At 37.2% G+C, this 18,099-nt stretch carries 16 protein-coding genes; 5 read left to right on the top strand and 11 right to left on the bottom strand.

What is annotated here, in order from left to right; genetic code table 11:
- Window positions 1-139 precede the first annotated feature (139 nt).
- Window positions 140-514 (top strand): hypothetical protein, encoded by a 375-nt coding sequence (locus OQ268_RS09215; RefSeq protein ID WP_265855839.1) that lies wholly within the window; start codon window positions 140-142, stop codon window positions 512-514.
- 248 nt (window positions 515-762) lie between these two features.
- Here OQ268_RS09215 and OQ268_RS09210 read toward each other — a convergent pair whose 3' ends face one another.
- A complete protein-coding gene (locus OQ268_RS09210) occupies window positions 763-1,914 on the bottom strand; it encodes an acyl-CoA dehydrogenase (protein ID WP_265855838.1) in 1,152 nt (383 codons plus the stop codon).
- Between the two features lie 393 nt (window positions 1,915-2,307).
- The gene (locus tag OQ268_RS09205) at window positions 2,308-3,201 is read right to left on the bottom strand and encodes a ComEA family DNA-binding protein (protein ID WP_265855837.1); all 894 of its coding nucleotides are present in this window, start codon (window positions 3,199-3,201) and stop codon (window positions 2,308-2,310) included.
- Window positions 3,202-3,296: 95 nt separating this feature from the next.
- On the opposite strand from OQ268_RS09205, the gene OQ268_RS09200 reads away from it, so the two are divergent.
- From OQ268_RS09200 to OQ268_RS09190, 3 genes are all read left to right on the top strand, one after another.
- Entirely contained in the window at window positions 3,297-5,048 is a 1,752-nt protein-coding gene (locus tag OQ268_RS09200) for a lysophospholipid acyltransferase family protein (protein ID WP_265855836.1), read from the top strand.
- Between the two features lie 258 nt (window positions 5,049-5,306).
- Complete coding sequence (locus tag OQ268_RS09195) at window positions 5,307-6,515, top strand: hypothetical protein (protein WP_265855835.1); 1,209 nt, start codon at window positions 5,307-5,309, stop codon at window positions 6,513-6,515.
- 121 nt (window positions 6,516-6,636) lie between these two features.
- Window positions 6,637-6,912: a hypothetical protein gene (locus tag OQ268_RS09190; RefSeq protein WP_265855834.1), complete on the top strand. Its 276-nt coding sequence runs from the start codon at window positions 6,637-6,639 to the stop codon at window positions 6,910-6,912.
- Here OQ268_RS09190 and OQ268_RS09185 read toward each other — a convergent pair.
- Window positions 6,909-7,061 carry a hypothetical protein gene (locus OQ268_RS09185; RefSeq protein ID WP_265855833.1) on the bottom strand — a complete coding sequence of 51 codons (153 nt, stop codon included), beginning with the start codon at window positions 7,059-7,061 and terminating at the stop codon, window positions 6,909-6,911. The two genes, OQ268_RS09190 and OQ268_RS09185, sit on opposite strands and share 4 nt — an antisense overlap.
- 138 nt (window positions 7,062-7,199) lie before the next feature.
- On the opposite strand from OQ268_RS09185, the gene OQ268_RS09180 reads away from it, so the two are divergent.
- The gene (locus OQ268_RS09180; protein ID WP_265855832.1) at window positions 7,200-7,493 is read left to right on the top strand and encodes a hypothetical protein; all 294 of its coding nucleotides are present in this window, start codon (window positions 7,200-7,202) and stop codon (window positions 7,491-7,493) included.
- Between the two features lie 63 nt (window positions 7,494-7,556).
- On the opposite strand, the gene OQ268_RS09175 is transcribed toward OQ268_RS09180, so the two are convergent.
- The 8 genes from OQ268_RS09175 to OQ268_RS09140 form a co-directional block, all read right to left on the bottom strand.
- Window positions 7,557-9,011: a hypothetical protein gene (locus OQ268_RS09175; RefSeq protein ID WP_265855831.1), complete on the bottom strand. Its 1,455-nt coding sequence runs from the start codon at window positions 9,009-9,011 to the stop codon at window positions 7,557-7,559.
- Between the two features lie 86 nt (window positions 9,012-9,097).
- Entirely contained in the window at window positions 9,098-11,854 is a 2,757-nt protein-coding gene (locus tag OQ268_RS09170) for a TonB-dependent receptor (RefSeq protein ID WP_265855830.1), read from the bottom strand.
- Between the two features lie 150 nt (window positions 11,855-12,004).
- Window positions 12,005-12,520 (bottom strand): Mpo1 family 2-hydroxy fatty acid dioxygenase, encoded by a 516-nt coding sequence (locus OQ268_RS09165; protein WP_265855829.1) that lies wholly within the window; start codon window positions 12,518-12,520, stop codon window positions 12,005-12,007.
- A gap of 86 nt (window positions 12,521-12,606) precedes the next feature.
- Complete coding sequence (gene rny, locus OQ268_RS09160; protein ID WP_265855828.1) at window positions 12,607-14,178, bottom strand: ribonuclease Y; 1,572 nt, start codon at window positions 14,176-14,178, stop codon at window positions 12,607-12,609.
- A gap of 293 nt (window positions 14,179-14,471) precedes the next feature.
- Entirely contained in the window at window positions 14,472-14,762 is a 291-nt protein-coding gene (locus OQ268_RS09155) for a cell division protein ZapA (protein WP_265855827.1), read from the bottom strand.
- Between the two features lie 32 nt (window positions 14,763-14,794).
- Complete coding sequence (locus OQ268_RS09150; protein WP_265855826.1) at window positions 14,795-15,085, bottom strand: hypothetical protein; 291 nt, start codon at window positions 15,083-15,085, stop codon at window positions 14,795-14,797.
- A gap of 31 nt (window positions 15,086-15,116) precedes the next feature.
- Window positions 15,117-17,516, bottom strand: coding sequence for a phenylalanine--tRNA ligase subunit beta (pheT, locus tag OQ268_RS09145; protein ID WP_265855825.1), 2,400 nt, complete (start codon window positions 17,514-17,516; stop codon window positions 15,117-15,119).
- A gap of 207 nt (window positions 17,517-17,723) precedes the next feature.
- Window positions 17,724-17,918, bottom strand: a complete 195-nt coding sequence (locus OQ268_RS09140) for a hypothetical protein (RefSeq protein WP_265855824.1) — start codon at window positions 17,916-17,918, stop codon at window positions 17,724-17,726.
- Window positions 17,919-18,099: the final 181 nt, after the last annotated feature.

Raw genomic sequence — 18,099 nt, 5'->3', positions numbered from 1 at the left:
TTTTTAAATTTTCCGATTTATCGGGGCTGCAAATGTATGCAAAATATCTACAACATAAAACATTTAAAAAAATATTTTGTTCAGTAAACCATTCAGACTGCTATTCTTTTTAAGCACGCTTATTAATTCCTTATTACACATGACTTCAAGAAAAAAAATATTTGGAATCGTTGCCATTTTAATAGTAATCATTTTGGCCATTGTGGTCTATTATAGGTATTTCTTCGTTTTTGGAGAAGGCGTAAAAGCAGGAGAGCTAAATTACGTGGTAAAGAAAGGGTATGTTTTTAAAACATACGAAGGAAAACTGATACAAAGTGGAATTAGATCGAGGCAAACTGGCACCGTTCAAAGTAATGAATTTGAGTTTTCCATTGCCAATAAAGACATTGCCGAAAAAATGATGGCGAACAGCGGAAAACTGTACGAATTGCACTATAAAGAGTATAAGCATTCGCTTCCGTGGAGAGGATTTAGCGTTTACGTTGTAGACAGTATCTTAACGGTTAAATAGTCTTAGGGCCTAGGTTTAATAACCCCTGTACTACCGTATGTTTCACTAATCTTGTTTCTTCAGCATTTTCATTGCTTCTTTTTCAACCCCAGCTAATTTATTGAAATGGCTTGATCATGGATTTAATTGTTAATTAATTTAAAAATTTGAACAAAAAAATCCGAAGAACACTGCCCTTCGGATTACTCATAATATATTTGGTTTGTTGTTTCTGTACTAACCAAGCTTGAAGCTTCGGTGTTTAAGCGCTAGCTTAACAATTCTCTTGCAATTACGATTTTTTGGATTTCTGATGTGCCCTCTCCTATTGTGCATAATTTGCTATCGCGATAAAATTTCTCTACTGGAAAATCTTTGGTGTAACCATAGCCTCCAAAAATTTGCACCGCATCTGTTGCAACCCTCACAGAAACCTCTGAAGCAAAGTATTTCGCCATAGCCGATTCTTTAGTCATGGGTAGATGCCTGTTTTTTAGATCTGCAGCTTGGCGAATCAACAATTCGGCGGCTTCGATTTCCGTTGCCATATCGGCCAATTTGAAACTTATTCCTTGGAAACTAGATATGGGTTGGCCAAATTGCTGACGCTGTTTAGCATAAGTAACTGCCGCATCGAAGGCCCCCTTTGCAATTCCAAGGGCCAGGGCTGCAATGGAAATTCTACCACCATCTAAAACTTTCATAGCCTGTTTAAAGCCCTCGCCTATATTGCCTAACAAATTGGCTTTGGGCACTCTGCAATTATCAAAAATCATTTCTGTAGTTTCTGATGCTCGCATACCCAGTTTATTTTCCTTTTTTCCTGCCGAAAAGCCTGGTGTACCCCGTTCTACTACTATCGCCGATATACCTTTCGAACTTCCTTGTTCGCCTGTTCTTACCATTACTACCGCAATATCGCCGCTCTTGCCGTGGGTGATCCAGTTTTTGGCACCATTGATAATGTAGTCGTCGCCATCTTCCACAGCGGTAGTCATCATTCTTAAGGCATCTGATCCGGTATTTGCTTCTGTTAACCCCCAAGCTCCAATCCATTCTGCAGTGGCAAGTTTTGGTAGCCATTTTTGCTTCTGCTCTTCGTTGGCAAAAGCTAAAATATGGCCAGTACATAGTGAATTGTGTGCCGCCAATGATAGGCCAATGGATCCGCAAACACGTGCAACTTCTACAATTACATCTACATATTCTTGATAACCTAAACCCGACCCACCGTAAGTTTCCGGAACTAACACACCCATTAATCCTAGTTCGCCTAGCTGTTTAAATAACTCGACCGGGAAATGCTGACTTTCATCCCAATCCATGATATGCGGACGTATATTTTTCTCTGCAAAATCGCGGACCATTGCCTTAACATTTTGCTGAGTTTCTGTTTCTGAAAAATTGAAGCTTACGCTCATTTAATTATATTTTAAGTTAGTTTTAGCAATTATAAACATTTATTTAGTAGATCATTACCATTAAATATTTGCAGATTTTAAGAATGAAATGGTATTGGGTTCATTTCTATTATCGATTGAATTTAAAGCATGAATTGTAACCTAAATAGCTTTCTGTATTTTTTTAAAATAATATTGCTTTTTATTTGGTCTGGTAAAGAATGGTGATATCGGGCAATGTAATAAGTAAACTAAGCCTGATTGAAGTGAAAATACCTTTTGCCAATTACTGACGAAAAACTTGCTACAGATTTGATATTAGCGCTGGATAAATTTTAGAACACCCACCTTGAAGCAAAAGGATTGCAACGAAAAGCAGGGCCGCAATAACCGATAGGCAGTTACCTTGCCTTACTAAAAAGAAATATAAGGAATTATTTTATCAATTGTTTGTTGGTTCAAAATAGCAACCTTTAGCAAATCTGCCGGGCCGGAATAATTACCATGCTGCTTTCTAAACTGGATGATGGCATTAATTTGCTTGAAAGACAGGTATGGATTGCTCCGCAGATCGTTAAACTGCGCCGTATTGATATTTATTTTTGCAATTGTTACGGCGCTGATGGAAACCTGATTTTGGATTTCTGCGTATTTTACCGAATCTAAACCATAAACCTCCAATAGCTGTTCTTTTTTATGAAAACCACCCAGGCGTTGCCTATATTTTAGAATGCGGTTTGCAAATGCACCACCGATGCCTCTGATTTGATCTAGCTCGGCTGAATCTGCCGAATTAATATCTATCAATGTTAATGATTTTTTAGCAGTTGGAATTTTGGCTTCAAATTGTTGCTTGTCGAAAGCGCTGGGTTGATCTATAATTTTTACGTAAGGCAACAGTTTCTGGTACATTTCTGGGGAAATGGTGTAGGCTTTCTGCAAATCTTCTGGCTTATAAAATCTGCCTCCCCTGCTGGTATAGTTAACAATGGACTTTGCCTGTTTAGGGGATAAACCAAGCTGTTGCCATCCGGTGGCAGCTAAGGTATTGGGATCGAAATTAAAAAGCAGGCCTTTTTTGTTAATTTTAGGCTGATAGTTTCTGCTGCTGAAATTACTATTTTTAAGATTGGCTATGGTGAGTTTCTGAATTTGATCGGTCAAATCTGGAGGATCGGTATGGGAAGGTTGCAGCTGGTAATACAACAGCGGGAGCAATTTCACCAACAAGATAATGGTGATTAATACAATAAGCCCATTGTACTCGCCTTTGTTGAAACCGAAATATTTGTTAAGCCAAAATCTCATTGATGCGATATGACATGTGTATTATAAATTTAAATCATATTTTTGGGATTGCAAAATGTAACGTCTTTTGCAAAATCAACAACTAAGAATTTTATATGAAGATCATAACTACATCTGAGTTTGCAAAGGCTACTAAGATAGATAAACTAGGTGTGCCGGGATTAGCTGGTTTAATGATGGAGATCATGAAACTAAATGACATTAACGATGTTTTTGCCCAAAACCAACACTTTAAAGGCTTGGAATTTGTTGATAAGATACTGGAAACGATAGGTGTTTCTATTGAATTTGACCAGGATGAATTAGATAGCATTCCGAAAACAGGACCGTTTATTGCCATTGCCAACCATCCTTATGGTGGTGTAGAGGGTTTAGCATTGGTAAAACTTTTATGTACTGTGAGGCCAGACGCCAAGGTAATGGTTAATTTTATTTTGAAGAAGATTCCAAATTTGGATGAATTTTTTGTTGCGGTTAATCCTTTCGAAAACGTGCAACACTCATCGAGCATTAGCGGATTGAAAACTACATTCGACCTCTTGCGCAGTGGTACACCAATAGGAATTTTTCCGGCAGGAGAAGTTTCTACCTTTAAATTAGATGCGCAACAGGTTACCGACAGAATGTGGCACCCAGTTGTTGGAAAATTGATTGCGAAGGCCAAAGTGCCGGTTGTACCCATTTATTTTCATGGTAATAATGGCGTGTTGTTTAACATTTTAAGTTTCATACACCCCACATTACGTACTGCTAAACTTCCTTCAGAATTTTTAAACAAGCAAGGTTTAACCATCAAAGTAAGGATTGGAAAGCCCATTGCGCCGGCGGAAGTATCTAACATGAACAGCAGCAACAAGTTGATGGACTTTTTACGTGCCCGAACTTATGCATTGGGTGTTGGTTTAGATACAGAGAAAAAGCTTTTTAACCCGCTTAATCTGTTTAAGATAAAGAAAAAACCTGCTGAAATTATTGAAGAAACGGCCAGAACATTAATTAAAGCCGAGGTGGCAACACTTGAGGCTTTTAAGGTATGGACGGAAAAAAACTATGAGGTGTATATTGTACCTACCTTAAAAATCCCTAACATTTTGAGGGAGATTGGCAGGCTAAGAGAAATTACCTTTAGAGAAGTTGGAGAAGGCACAAATAAAAAAATAGATTTAGACAACTATGACATCTACTATAACCACTTATTTATATGGGATAAGGATTTAGAAAATATTGTTGGCGCATACAGAATTGGAAAAGGCGACGAGATTTTAGAAAGTATGGGTAGGCGTGGCTTCTACCTCTCGGAACTTTTTAAAATGAAAGACCAATTTTACCCCATGTTGAGACAAGGAATAGAGCTAGGCCGATCGTGGATAAGAAAAGAGTACCAAGGCAAGCCACTCCCACTATTTCTTTTATGGAAAGGGATTTTGAAATATTTGTTGGATAACCCACAATACCGTTACATGTTCGGACCAGTAAGTATTAGCAATAGCTTTTCGAAATTTAGCAAGGCATTAATTGTGAGCTACATTACCAAAAACCATTTCGATTATGAAATGGCTAAATATGTAAAACCGAGGAATAAATTTAAAGCCGATTTATTACCTATTTCTACCGATACATTGGTAGATAGTAGCGAATCTTTCAAAGATCTTGATAGCATAATCGGGGATATTGAAAATTCGCATATTAAAATTCCGGTGCTGTTGAGACAGTATATGAACTTAAATGCGAAAATCATTTCCTTTAATATTGATCCAAAATTTTCTGATTGCCTGGATGGTTTCTTAGTAGTAGATACCCATAACATACCGCCAGAAATGATTGAAAAACTTGGTAAAAACCTATAGATTAAAAACAAAAACCCAGACATCCATCTGGGTTTTTTTTAATCAACTAACCTAAACTTTATAAATACTAACCAAATATTTACATCACAAAAGTATAGTCGAATTGTTAAACCGAGATTAACAATTGATTACGATAAGGTGCTAATAAGACCTCCAAAATTAAATTTACGTTAACCATGCATGCTGTAATTAACATGAAGAAATTGTTGCTTTTATGTTAATTATATATAAATTTAATGTAACCAAATATGAATCGGGTTGAAAAAAGAGCGCTTAAAAACATTATCGAAAGTTTGGCTATTCAGCTGCTTGCTATTGCTTTCTACTTTAGCGAGTGCGCAAAACTACGCTTTCGATTTTTATGGTGATACCTTTAATATCAGCATTGATAGCAGCGTAAATTTACCCGTAGCACAAACTGCAACTGCTGCCGCAGTTAGTAAATTTTACGCTAAAATTTATGAAGGCAATTCTACCAGCTTAATCAACACCCTTAAAACATACCAGAAGCAATATGGATTAAACGATTGGGTATACTATCAGCTGATCCGTAAAATTGCAGAGCAGATTAGCCCGAAGGCCGACAACTATTTCCGTTACACATTATACAAATGGTTTTTACTTAACAAATGTGGTTATGATGCCCAAATAGCGGTGGGTAAAGAACAGGTAATTTTGTACGTTAGAAACGAGGAAGACATTAGTGACGTTCCTTTCTTTGTGGTTGGCGAGCAGAAATACATATGCCTCAACTATCACGATTACGGAAAACTTTTTAAACAATCTACCTATGTACCGGTGCCAATTAAATTTGCGGAGGGCACCAAATCTTTCTCTTACAAGGTTACACGCCTCCCAGAATTTAAGCCAGAGGACTATGAAGAAAAAGATTTACAATTTAGCTACAGGCAAAAAACTTATCACTTTAAGCTCAAAGTAAATGTCGAAATCCAGAATTTGTTTAAAAATTATCCGGTTGTAGATTACGAAAGCTATTTTAATATTCCATTAAGCAGACAGACCTATAGCTCGTTAATTCCAATTTTAAGAGGAAATGTAAAGCACTTGGATCAAAAGAGAGGTGTGGACTATTTAATGCGGTTCACCAGGTATGCATTTTTATACGAAGATGACAGCCAAAATTTTGGGAAAGAAAAAAGGTTATCGCCAGAGCAAACGCTACTAAACAAGTATAGCGATTGTGATGACAGAGCAGCACTTTTCTTCTACCTGGTAAAAGAGATTTACAACCTGCCCATGATTGCCATTTTGTATCCTACCCATTTAACTATGGCCGTAGAATTTGATAAGCCTATTGGTGAACCTATAGATTACAATGGAAAAAAATATTCACTATGTGAACCGACGCCTCAGCTTGAAGACCTCAAGATCGGTCATATAGCTACAAATCTGAAAAACCTACAATATCAAGTGGTATACGCATACGAACCAGCTAACAAACCATAGCCTTTATGGAAATGTTAAGATTGGGTTAATTTGATGTTTATTCGATGTTATCTTATTGTTAACTGTATTGAATGTATACTTTTTAAACTACATTAGATTAAAATCCACAAATTGAGTATATATGTCGGCCATCATTTACACTATATTAAAAGAATTGTATGTAGAAATCCATGGTCACGGAGTTAAGGCAAGAATTATGTCGCCGATTAATAGCGAAAATAGCTTTACCTTCCAGATTAACGCTTACTTTAAAAAGAGTAGTGATGGAGAATCAAACATTCCATCGGCTATGTTTACCTCATACGCAAATGCAGAACGCCATTTGCTGAGCTATTTAGAGGATTTCCAAAACACGCTGGATTTAGGAGGCGAAATAGCGGTGAATACTAAGTTTTAGATATTCTCTTTATCATCTTTTTCTGGCGGCAGCTCAGTATCAATTACGTCCTGCTTAAATTTTTTCTCATCTTTATGGTTCCTTATCAGTAAAAAAATGATCATGGCAACAACCAAGATAATCACGGCCACTATAATCGAATAATTCATAAGGCTAATTTTCTTTATTTTCTCATACAATTTACCCAAAATATTATAGATGTTAAGTATCGGAATGTTGCTTAACATAATCATAATATGAATTTAACATAACACGCTTTTATCTTTGTAAAAACCAATCAGCGTTAAATGAAAAAGCATAAATCCAAGTCGAAAAGCAATTCGGCAAATAAGAAAGTACGCAAAGAATTAGAAACCCAATTAACACTTGCTTTTACTGCCGTAGTCACCCAGTTTGGCAAAGCAAAAAAAACCGAAAAATTGGTAGAGAAATTTGCGAAACAACTTTCTAAAAAAGTATCGTTACCAGCAAAAGCTGATGATTCCATTACGCCTTTCATTAAAAATGATGAACCAACTATTGAGGTTACAGAAAAAATGACCACAAAAAAAACGGCAAAGGGCGTTAAAGACCCTTATTGATATTAAACAAAAAATGCCAGCGTGAATTTACGCTGGCATCTACATTATATTAATTAAGGTAACTTATTTTACTGCCCCAGGAGTAGTGTAAGGCAATGTTTGCGCATCAGCATCAGTCCAGCCGGCAGCCCAATTTACTGTTCCGAATGCACCCCTATAATCTACCTTTTCGAAGAAAGAACCAGAAACTTTGGCGTTTGTAAATGATGCACCAGCTGCAGCTGCAGATGTTGCAGACAAGGTGAAGTTAGCAAAACCAGCAGCACCGCTTGCGGCGAAATCAGATCCATAGGTGTATGGACTTCCAAAAAGTGTACTAGCGAATAGAAGTGGCGCAAAAGTGTTCTCAGCTTTTAACTTTGTTTCTATTGCCGCAGCTACAGCAGCATTGCTTACGCTAACTTCTGTATTTTTTGTGCCGTAGATCAGATTATTTGCTATAACCATATTCCCGGTAGTGAAATTTGCAGAAGTTGCTCCTGCAGTTACCACCCTGGTATCATCGATGTAAATTCCAATAGGGAAACCAGATATAACGGAGTTTAATAAGCTAATAGATGAATTACGACGAATTTGAGCTCCATGATAGTAGTTTGCATTATATGAACCTCCAGATGCCTTTATCGGACCCAAAACGGTTACATTAGAGAAAACCGCAGATGTTTTTGGTGTTTGATCTGTTCCTGTTGCGTTATTGTCTGATTCGAAACCATTTGATTGCGATTGATCTGCAACTGTTGAGACACGTTGCGCCAAGGCAAACTGAACGTTTCCTGAGTAACCAAAATCTGTATCGAAATCGTCATCCCAAGTTCCAATAGCTAATAAGTGTTTCGCATTTACAGTTCCACCAAACCATTCAAATGAATCATCGCCAGAACGATAAACTTGGATATAATCTAGCGTTGTGCCGTTACCTACGCCACCAAGAGTTAAACCATTAATCTCGTTGTCTACAGAATAGGCAATCCCACCGAATTCAATACGAACATATTTCATTACCCCTGAATTATCTGCAGGATCTGAACCACCATAGAAGATATAAGCTTTTTCATCTTTACCAGTTGGCTGAACTAAACCACCCTCAATTTTTACATCGGTACCTTGGTTTACTGGTGCTTTTCCTAAAATAATAATGCCACCCCAGTCGCCCTGAGAACGTGCACCGGCTGCTAAAGCAGAAGTAAATACGATAGGTTTGTCTACCGTACCAGTTGCATTAATCTTAGCGCCACGAGTAATAATTAAAGTACCTTTAGAAGCCTTATCACCTTTAATAATGGTGCCGGGTTCTATAGTTAGTGTAGCATTGTTGCTTACAAATACAAAACCCTTTAACGAATAAATTTTACTGGCAGACCAAGTTGTGTTTGTAGAAATCTCACCAGATACCTCAACAACATTTGAAGTTGTACCTGTTGGCGTTTCGGTTGATGGACCTTCAACAATAACGTTCTTCTTACATGAAGTAGAGAATAAAACTATTGCAAGTGCAAATAGCATGAATTGGTTTTTCATTGTTTTCGTTTTAAATATTTTATTTTTACAAAAGGACATTTTTATTTTTTCCTTAGGATTAACATGCTGTTAAGATATTGTAAAGCCTAAAAAGAATAGTTAAATGATAAAGAAATGTTTGTTCCGGTTTTATAGGCGCTAAAAGTTTCGTCGCCGCCATTACCCACACTCCCATTGTACTTTTTATCTTTATTATAATCGAAATAGATGATACTTCTTTGATTTAAGATATCGCCAACATTTAATTTAATTTCCCCTTTTGCTTTAATTACTTTTAAGCTTGCCTGGAAATCGATTACATCTCTAGGGTTCTCCCATGTGCTCGGGAAATTGATTCCACTGGCCTGGATTATTCTTCTGCCGACCTTGTTATACAAGATGTTGATGTTTAATTTATTGTCTAATGCACTGTGCTGTAAACCTGCATTAATTACGTATGGCGATTGACCCACCATCGGACGGGTTTTATCTATATAATTCTGATCTGTTGGATTATCAACTTTCGATTTGATTAAAGAAAGGTTAAAATACGCTATTGTATTTTTGAAAAATCCCTCATCCTTTATAAAGTTTAAGTTTTTCCGCCCCTCAAACTCTAAACCATAAGTATTGGCTTTTGGTGTATTGAAGAAAGATACATCAGGGGTTGATAGCACATCGTAACGATACGATTCGATAGCATTAGTGAAATTTTTATAAAACGCTGAAACAGAAAATAACTGTCCTGCATCTGGATAAATTTCATACCTTAAATCTACGTTGTCAATAATAGATCTTTTTAAATTCGGGTTACCTGTAATATTTCCTAGCTGCTCATAATCATAGTATGATGACAGCGACAACTCTCTAAATTCTGGTCTTGCCAGAGTGCGATAATACGAGGCTCTTAAATTCGTTTTTTGGTTTAAGCTGTACGTTAGATTTAAAGATGGTAGTACATCAAGTTGCTTATCATCTACATAAGTTTGAAGTGAATTTAAAACCTTAACATTGTAATTTTCAATTCTTACACCATATACTGCTCTAAGGTTTTCACCAAATTTTTGATCTAGCATAACATAGCCGTAATTAGTTAGGGAGTTGGCCATGTAACTATCTAACGGACCACTAACTTCGGCTATCCGGTACACACCAGATTCAAATAGTTGGTGAGAGAAGATTTCGGTAACTGGTAATCTTCTTATGGCAGATTGAAGGTCGGGATTGTTCGTGGTAAGCTCTGCTCCAATAAAACGGGCTGTAAAATTACGATCGCGATATTGTGCGCCAACACCAAATTTGGCAGTTGTAGAGAGATTGAAAAGTTTGAATGGACTGCTGTAATTAACTTCACCAGCATACACATCTTCATTCAAGTCTGAAAATAACCTCGTATTGTCTTTACCTAATGAAGTAATGTTAGCTTCGAAAGGAACCGAAGGATCGTTTTGAGAGGCTAAGGGTTTAGTGTAGTTAATTTTAAGTTGGTTTGGCTGATTATTACCTACATTACTGTAAGAAACTGTCCATTTTAACTTATTGTTGCCTTCACCAATTTGATGATCGCCTTCTAAGGTAGTTTTGAAAAGCGATTTCTGCATGATATCATAGGCATAAAATTGATTTAGGGCATTACCATCTTTAACACCAGTACGAATCGTGTAGTTATCATCGTAGTTCTTGTTATAAATGTTTTTGAAACTGATTTTATTCTTTCCAAAACTATAGGCAAAATTGGCCAATGCACCTAGGTTTGTTGCAAAGCGGTATTGGTTATCATCGTAATTATATACATAGAAATTGCGCTCTACATCTTGATTAATCGTCTGCGCATTTCTGTACGTGGCAGAAATCATTGCACCGAATTTGTTTCCATTATCAAAATTTTTAACCCTACCTAAATTAAATTGATAGTTTTGTGTTGGCAAAGCCGATGTGTTCCTAACGCTATTATCAACAGGTAAAGATTTTAGTGCGGCAATGCTCTTTGAACTTGGCAAAGTACCTGCTGCAATTGCTGCGGCGCTTGGAAAGTTCTCTGCTAGTTGCTTGCCACCATCTTCATAACCCAAATAAGCCATGGCATTTTTCTTAGTTGCAAGAAAATCTTTAAAGGTAGATTGGCTATTATAACCATAACCGATACCAAAAGATAAAAAGTTTTGATCGGGAATATCTTTAGTAACGATCTGTACTGCGCCACCGGCAAAGTCTGCGGGCAAATCTGGGGTGGCTGTTTTACTGATCGTTATTTTATCAACTAAATTAGAAGGCACAATATCGAACGAGAAAGCTTTTTTGTTAGCCTCTGTACTTGGTAGCGTGGAATTGTCAAGAGTTGCAGTATTGTATCGGTCGCTCAAGCCACGCACAATAACAAACTTATTGTCTTGAATTGTAGCACCACTAACTCGCTTTAAAACATCAGATGTATTTCTATCTGGAGACTTTTTAATTTGTTCGCTGGAAATACCATCAGAAATTAAAGCGCTATTTTTTTGTTGAGCGTATAAGGTGTTGATGGATTCTTGTTTGAAGCTTGCTTTTATTACCACCTCCTGAAGATTTTGACCACTAGCTTCGGCCAAAATTACGTTAAGATTAGTTACTGCCGGCGCTTTAACGTCTACCTCAGATATCTCTTTGGTTTGATAACCTACATAAGAGAACTCTAGAAGGTATTTTCCAGAAGCCATTGCCTGTAAAATGTAATGCCCATCAACATCGGTTGACACGCCTTTGGTAGTCCCTTTAACTCTAACTGTTACACCAATTAGGGTTTCACCAGTTTTTTTATCAGTAACTGTTCCAGAAATTTTGCCAGTTTGTGCGTAAGCAACAATGCTTAGAAATGAAATCAGCATTGTTAATGCCGATTTTTTAAAAATTGTGATTAAGTCCAATTTGCCTATGTTTAATTTTAGGCAAAGCTATTACCACAATGTTAGCTACATGTTAGGTGTTAATTAAGATTTGTTTAGCTAAAAGTTAATTTAATGTTACCTGTGTCAAGATTAGTATCTGATACCCGTTTTTTTGCAAATAAAGTGCAATAACCAAATCGGTCCGATTAATAAGAACTTAACATCATTCAAAAATGAAGGCTTTTTACCTTCTATTTTATGACCGATAAATTGTCCAACCCAGGCAGCAACGAAAATTGCAGCATAGATACCATATGCCATTCCACTACCCAAACCCACCGCTTGTTCAATTTTCACAATGAAATAACTCATTAGCCCCACTACCCAAATCATCATGAAAAATAATACCGGCGATAAGGTAAAATAATAATACAATGAAAAAGCAAGTAAAAAAGAAGCCCAATTGAAAAAACCATTGTAGCTTCCCAAAAAGTTTAAGTGTGGAAATGGAATTTGCCATACTAGCCCAAGCAAACTAAATACAATTAATGGAACACAAATCCAATGCACCAACTTATTAGTGGCGTTCTGGTGGCTTTCGGCATATTGATCGAAAAGTAAATCAACCGGGCGCTTTGGTTCTGTTAAATGGGTTTGCTTGCTCATGGTGTAAAAATAAAAAAAGCGATGGAATATCCATCGCTTTTATATTGAGTCCTTAAAGGTTTTAATTATTAGTGATTTCTGTAGTACTATTTTGCAAATGCCACTGAGCGGGTTTCTCTGATTACCGTTACCTTAATCTGACCTGGATAGGTCATTTCAGTTTGAATACGTGTTGAAATATCAGCTGCAAGCAATTCGGCCTGTGCATCAGTAATTCTTTCACTTTCTACAATTACGCGTAGCTCTCTACCCGCTTGTATTGCAAAAGTTTTCTCAACGCCTGGATAAGATAATGCCAATTCTTCAAGATCTTTCAGACGTTTTATATAACTCTCCACTACTTCCCTACGAGCGCCCGGACGTGCACCTGAAATTGCATCACAAGCCTGAACAATTGGAGAAATCATCGACGTCATTTCAATTTCGTCGTGGTGAGCGCCAATGGCATTACAGATTTCCGGATGTTCTTTATATTTTTCTGCGAGTTGCATACCTAAAATTGCGTGTGGCAATTCCGGGTTATCATCAGGCACTTTACCTATATCATGCAGTAAGCCCGCACGTTTAGCCATTTTTGCATTAAGACCCAACTCTGCGGCCATAGTAGCACAAAAGTTAGCCACTTCACGAGAGTGGTGCAACAAATTTTGTCCGTAAGATGAACGGTAACGCATACGCCCTACCATTCTAATTAATTCTGGGTGTAAACCGTGAATTCCTAAATCGATTACCGTCCGTTCGCCAATTTCTACAATTTCGTCTTCAATTTGTTTTTTCGTTTTCGCAACAATTTCCTCAATACGAGCTGGGTGAATTCGACCATCAGTTACCAAACGGTGGAGTGCTAAACGGGCAATTTCTCTACGTACTGGATCGAAGCCTGAAAGTATAATTGCCTCTGGTGTATCATCAACAATAATTTCGATACCTGTAGCAGCTTCTAAGGCACGGATGTTTCTACCTTCTCTACCAATTACCCGACCTTTAATTTCATCACTTTCGATATGAAAAATAGAAACTGAGTTTTCTATTGCTGCCTCTGTAGCGGTACGTTGAATGGTTTGAATCACTACTTTTTTAGCTTCCTTGCTGGCAGTTAACTTAGCTTCATCAACGATATCTTTTACCTGCATCATGGCCTGGGTACGTGCCTCTTGTTTAAGGTTTTCTACCAACTGTTCCTTAGCTTCCTCGGCAGATAGGCCGGCAATGGTTTCCAACTGCTTAAGGTGTTGATTTTTCAAAACCTCTACCTCTTCTTGCTTTTTAACAGCGAGGTCAGTTTGTTTTTCGAGGTTAACCTTTTGCTTATCTAATTCCTGTTCTTTTTTGTTGAAATTCTCCATGCGCTGATTTACCGATTGCTCTTTCTGCTTCATGGTATTTTCGCGTTGGTTTAAGGTATTATTTTTTGCATTAACCTCTTGTTCGTGCTCTGCTTTAAGTTGCAAAAATTTCTCTTTCGCTTCTAAAAGTTTATTCTTTTTTAAGATATCTGCATTATTTTCTGCATCCTTTAAAATCTTTTTAACCTTGTTTTGCGCTGCAACTTCTTGTGCTTTTAGCAAGTTGCGAAGTAGATATCTACCTACCGCTATACCGATACCTAGGCCTGCTATTAAGGCAAATATGTATCCCAGAATTTCCGTTGTCTCCATTTTGTTTTTTAAGTAAAAAAAAAAACCGCAACTAATTTTTTAAAGTCTCAATCATTTTAAACCTCAACTAAGCATAATTGGGATTTAAGCCATTTTCAGGTGCCGAAGCAGATGAAATACGCCCTCTTAACCCCATAGATATTGAAGTGTTAAGTTTTATAAATTTTGAAACTCAAAAAACTAGCCGCGGCTATGTCTTTATGCTAATCTGGCATTGTTATCTTTAAGTTGTTTCAAAATCATGCAGATGCTGAAACAAATTTAAAATGAGCAATGGCCGAAAGAACGAACCCTTATTTAGTAAAGAAACCGTTGAGTAAAATATCCAATTCTTCAACTTTATCAGCAACGGCAGTATCTTGGCTTTGCACCTTATTTTCCGTTCTCAAAACAGCAGTTGCATAATGCAAAACTGCCATAGAAAGCAAATCTTGTTTATCTCTAACCGCATAATTATCTTGATAATCTTTTATGCGCTCATTGATCATCTTTGCCGCCCGTCTCACAATTTCTTCCTCTTCAGTATTTACCTTTAGTGGATAAATACGATCGGAAATGGTTATTTTAATCGAGATTTCTCCCATTTGTTAGCTTAGTTTCTGATTTCTTCGCATCATTATTTTTTCAATAATGCGATACTCTTATCAATCTCCCGCACAAAATCGTTAATCTTTTGTTTAATGTCAAGCGATTTTTCGCTTGTGCCCTCTATACTTTTAGCCAATTTTGTAACCCTCAATTTTTCTTCGAGTTCTACATTCTTAACCTTAGACGTATCCAGTGCAACTTTTAACGATTGATTTTCAAGCCTTAATAAATCACTTTCTTCCTGCAAAGCATTACATAACTCAATTAATCGAGTTGTTTTTTGTAGTACTTTATCTAATTGGTCTGCAACAGAAGTCATGAATTTATTTCTAAAAATACGAATTTATATTTTATTTCCTAATTTCTGCCCCGGCTTGCTGCGTAAAATTTGCAATTAACTTCTGCATGATGCTTTCAATTTGCTTATCTGTCAAAGTTTGCTCTTCATCTTGCAAAATGAAATTTAAGGCATAAGATTTTTTACCTTCGGGCAGTTTATCGCCCATATAAACATCAAAAACACCAACTTCTTTAATCAGCTTTTTATCGGTTTTAAAGGCAATACCTTTCAAAGTATCGAAGCTTACCGATTGATCGATGAGCAAAGACAAATCTCTACGCACCTGAGGGTATTTCGAAACTTCTTTATTTACAATTTTATTTTTTTTCACCACATCCAGCAGTGTGGCCCAATCAAAATCAGCGTAAAAAACAGTTGCATTTATATCTGCCACCTTTCTATCTGCTTTGCTAACTGCACCAAAGCTAACCAACGTTTTGTCGCCACGAAAATACTTAATGCCATAGGCAAAGCTATCATCACTTAGTGTGTCGGTTTGGTATGTTGTAATTCCCAATCTAGCTAATACTCCATCTACTGCCGCTTTAAGATTGTAAAAGCTTACTGGTTTAGTGTTTTGATTCCACCGTTCACTTTCTTTCGCACCAGAAATTAATAACAACAATCTCGCCCGCTCTACGTATTTCTCGTTAATTAAATGGTAGGTTTTGCCAAATTCATAAAACTTTACATCAGCATTTTTGCGGTTTTGATTATAAGCGACACTTTCCAAAGCAGGCATTAGCAAACTCTGACGCATTACGTTCAAATCACTACTCAATGGATTCAAAATAAAAACCGCCTGATCCAGGTTTTTAGAATAAGTAGATTTGGTTAGTGAATTACACATAATCTCTGCGTAACCATTTGCAGTAAGCAAATCTGCGATAGTATTGTGGGTATTTTCTTTTTCTGGTTTGGTGCTGTAAGATAATGATGCATTTACCTTCGACGGAATCTCAATATTATTATACCCGTAAATCCTCAATACCTCCTCAGTAATATCACACTCACGGGTCACATCCACTTTAAATGAAGGAACTCTTAATGCCAAAGTATCTGTTGACGTGCTGGTTGCAGAGATACCCAATGCCATAATGATGTGCTTAATATCTGCCGATGGGATATTTGCGCCAATTAATTTATTGATGTTAGTATAGCTCACTTCAAACTCGTAAGGACGGATTGGCGTTGGATAGGCATCTGCCACAGGCGATGAAATTTCTCCACCAGCAATTTCCTTAATGAGCAAAGCGGCATATTTTAATGCGGTAACTGTGATTTCCGGATCGGTACCTCGCTCGAAACGGAATGAGGCATCAGTTTTTAATCCATGTCTCTTGGCCGTTTTACGAACCGAAACGGAGTTGAAATAAGCACTCTCTAAAAAAATATTTCGCGTAGCATTATCAACACCAGAAGTTTTGCCACCAAATACACCCGCAATACACATCGGGCCTTCGGTATTACAAATCATGAGGTCTTCACCACTCAATTTACGCTCAACATCATCCAAAGTGGTGAAAGCAGTTTCGTCGGCAACTTTTTTTACGATGACTTTACCACCTGTAATTTTATCTGCATCGAAGGCATGTAAAGGCTGCCCTAATCCATGCAATACATAATTGGTAACATCTACTACATTATTGATAGGACGGAGTCCGATAACTTTCAATTTGTCTTTTAGCCAATCTGGCGATTCTTTAACACTAACACCAGAAATGGTTAAGCTGCTATAACGCGGACAGGCTTGAGGGTCTTCTACCTCAACAGGAATTATTAGCAACTCATTATCTACCTTAAAGTCACTAAGATCAGGCATTTCAAATTCAGATCTAAAATAGGCTGCCAAATCTCTTGCCACACCCAGGTGCGAAGCGGCATCGGCACGGTTAGGTGTTAAGCCAATTTCGAAAACAAAATCATCATCCATTTTGAAATGATCTTTTGCCCTGATCCCGATTTGTGTGTCTTTAGCCAAGATCATGATCCCGTCATGGTCGTTACCCAAGCCGATTTCATCTTCTGCACAAATCATTCCTTGCGAAACTTCTCCCCTAATTTTCGATTCTTTGATTTTAAATGGCTCACCGGCTAACGGATAAACTGTGGTACCAACAGTAGCTACCACCACTTTCTGACCCGCAGCAACATTTGGCGCCCCGCAAACGATTTGCAGATTTTCTGCACCACCTACGGTAACAGTGGTAACCCTTAAACGATCTGCATTTGGGTGTTGTATGCATGTCAAAACCTCGCCAATTACTAAGCCCTCTAATCCGCCCACCACAGGCTGAACCCGATCTACACTCTCTACCTCTAAGCCAATATTGGTTAGAATTAGTGATAGCTCTTGCGGAGTCTTGTCTATTTGTACGAATTCTTTTAACCAGTTATATGATATTTTCATTTATTGAGATTTGAGATTTTGGAACTATATTTTTGCGCTAAAACGCAAAGAACATTAATCCTTGAAATTTGAAAGGCAAAGATAATATTTAATGATGAAAGGTTTTAAAAATTGAAAAACATTGGACATTAAATATGTCTCATTTAGTTTTCTAAATTCTAACCATATTTAAGTAAATACTGAAAAGGTAAGTTTTCACCCAATAGTTTAATGAGAAAGATTGAGGTTGGTTAAGATATAGGCACATACGCCACCACCGATTACTATTAAGATCAAAGCAATGAGCATCAGCTTTAAACCAGGTTTTGCAGGCTTATTGTAGATGCTGCCGATGATTACTTTTAAGAGCCCTACCGCGAATAACACTGCAACTAAGATCCAATATATTAGAAACAGACCCATACACTAACCATTTGCAAGTATAACAGCGCAAGCGCCAGCCCCTATAACAATCAATATTACAGAACCGATAAGCATTTTTATCCCAAGCTTTGTAGATCGATTCTGAGAAGACTGAACAATTATGGTGATTATTCCGCCAATAAATAAGACTATAACTGCAAATGCATACAGCAATAACAAA

The organism is Pedobacter sandarakinus, assembly GCF_026240095.1.
GTDB classification, from domain to species: Bacteria; Bacteroidota; Bacteroidia; order Sphingobacteriales; family Sphingobacteriaceae; genus Pedobacter; species Pedobacter sandarakinus.
This window is presented reverse-complemented; position numbering and strand designations above follow the sequence as displayed.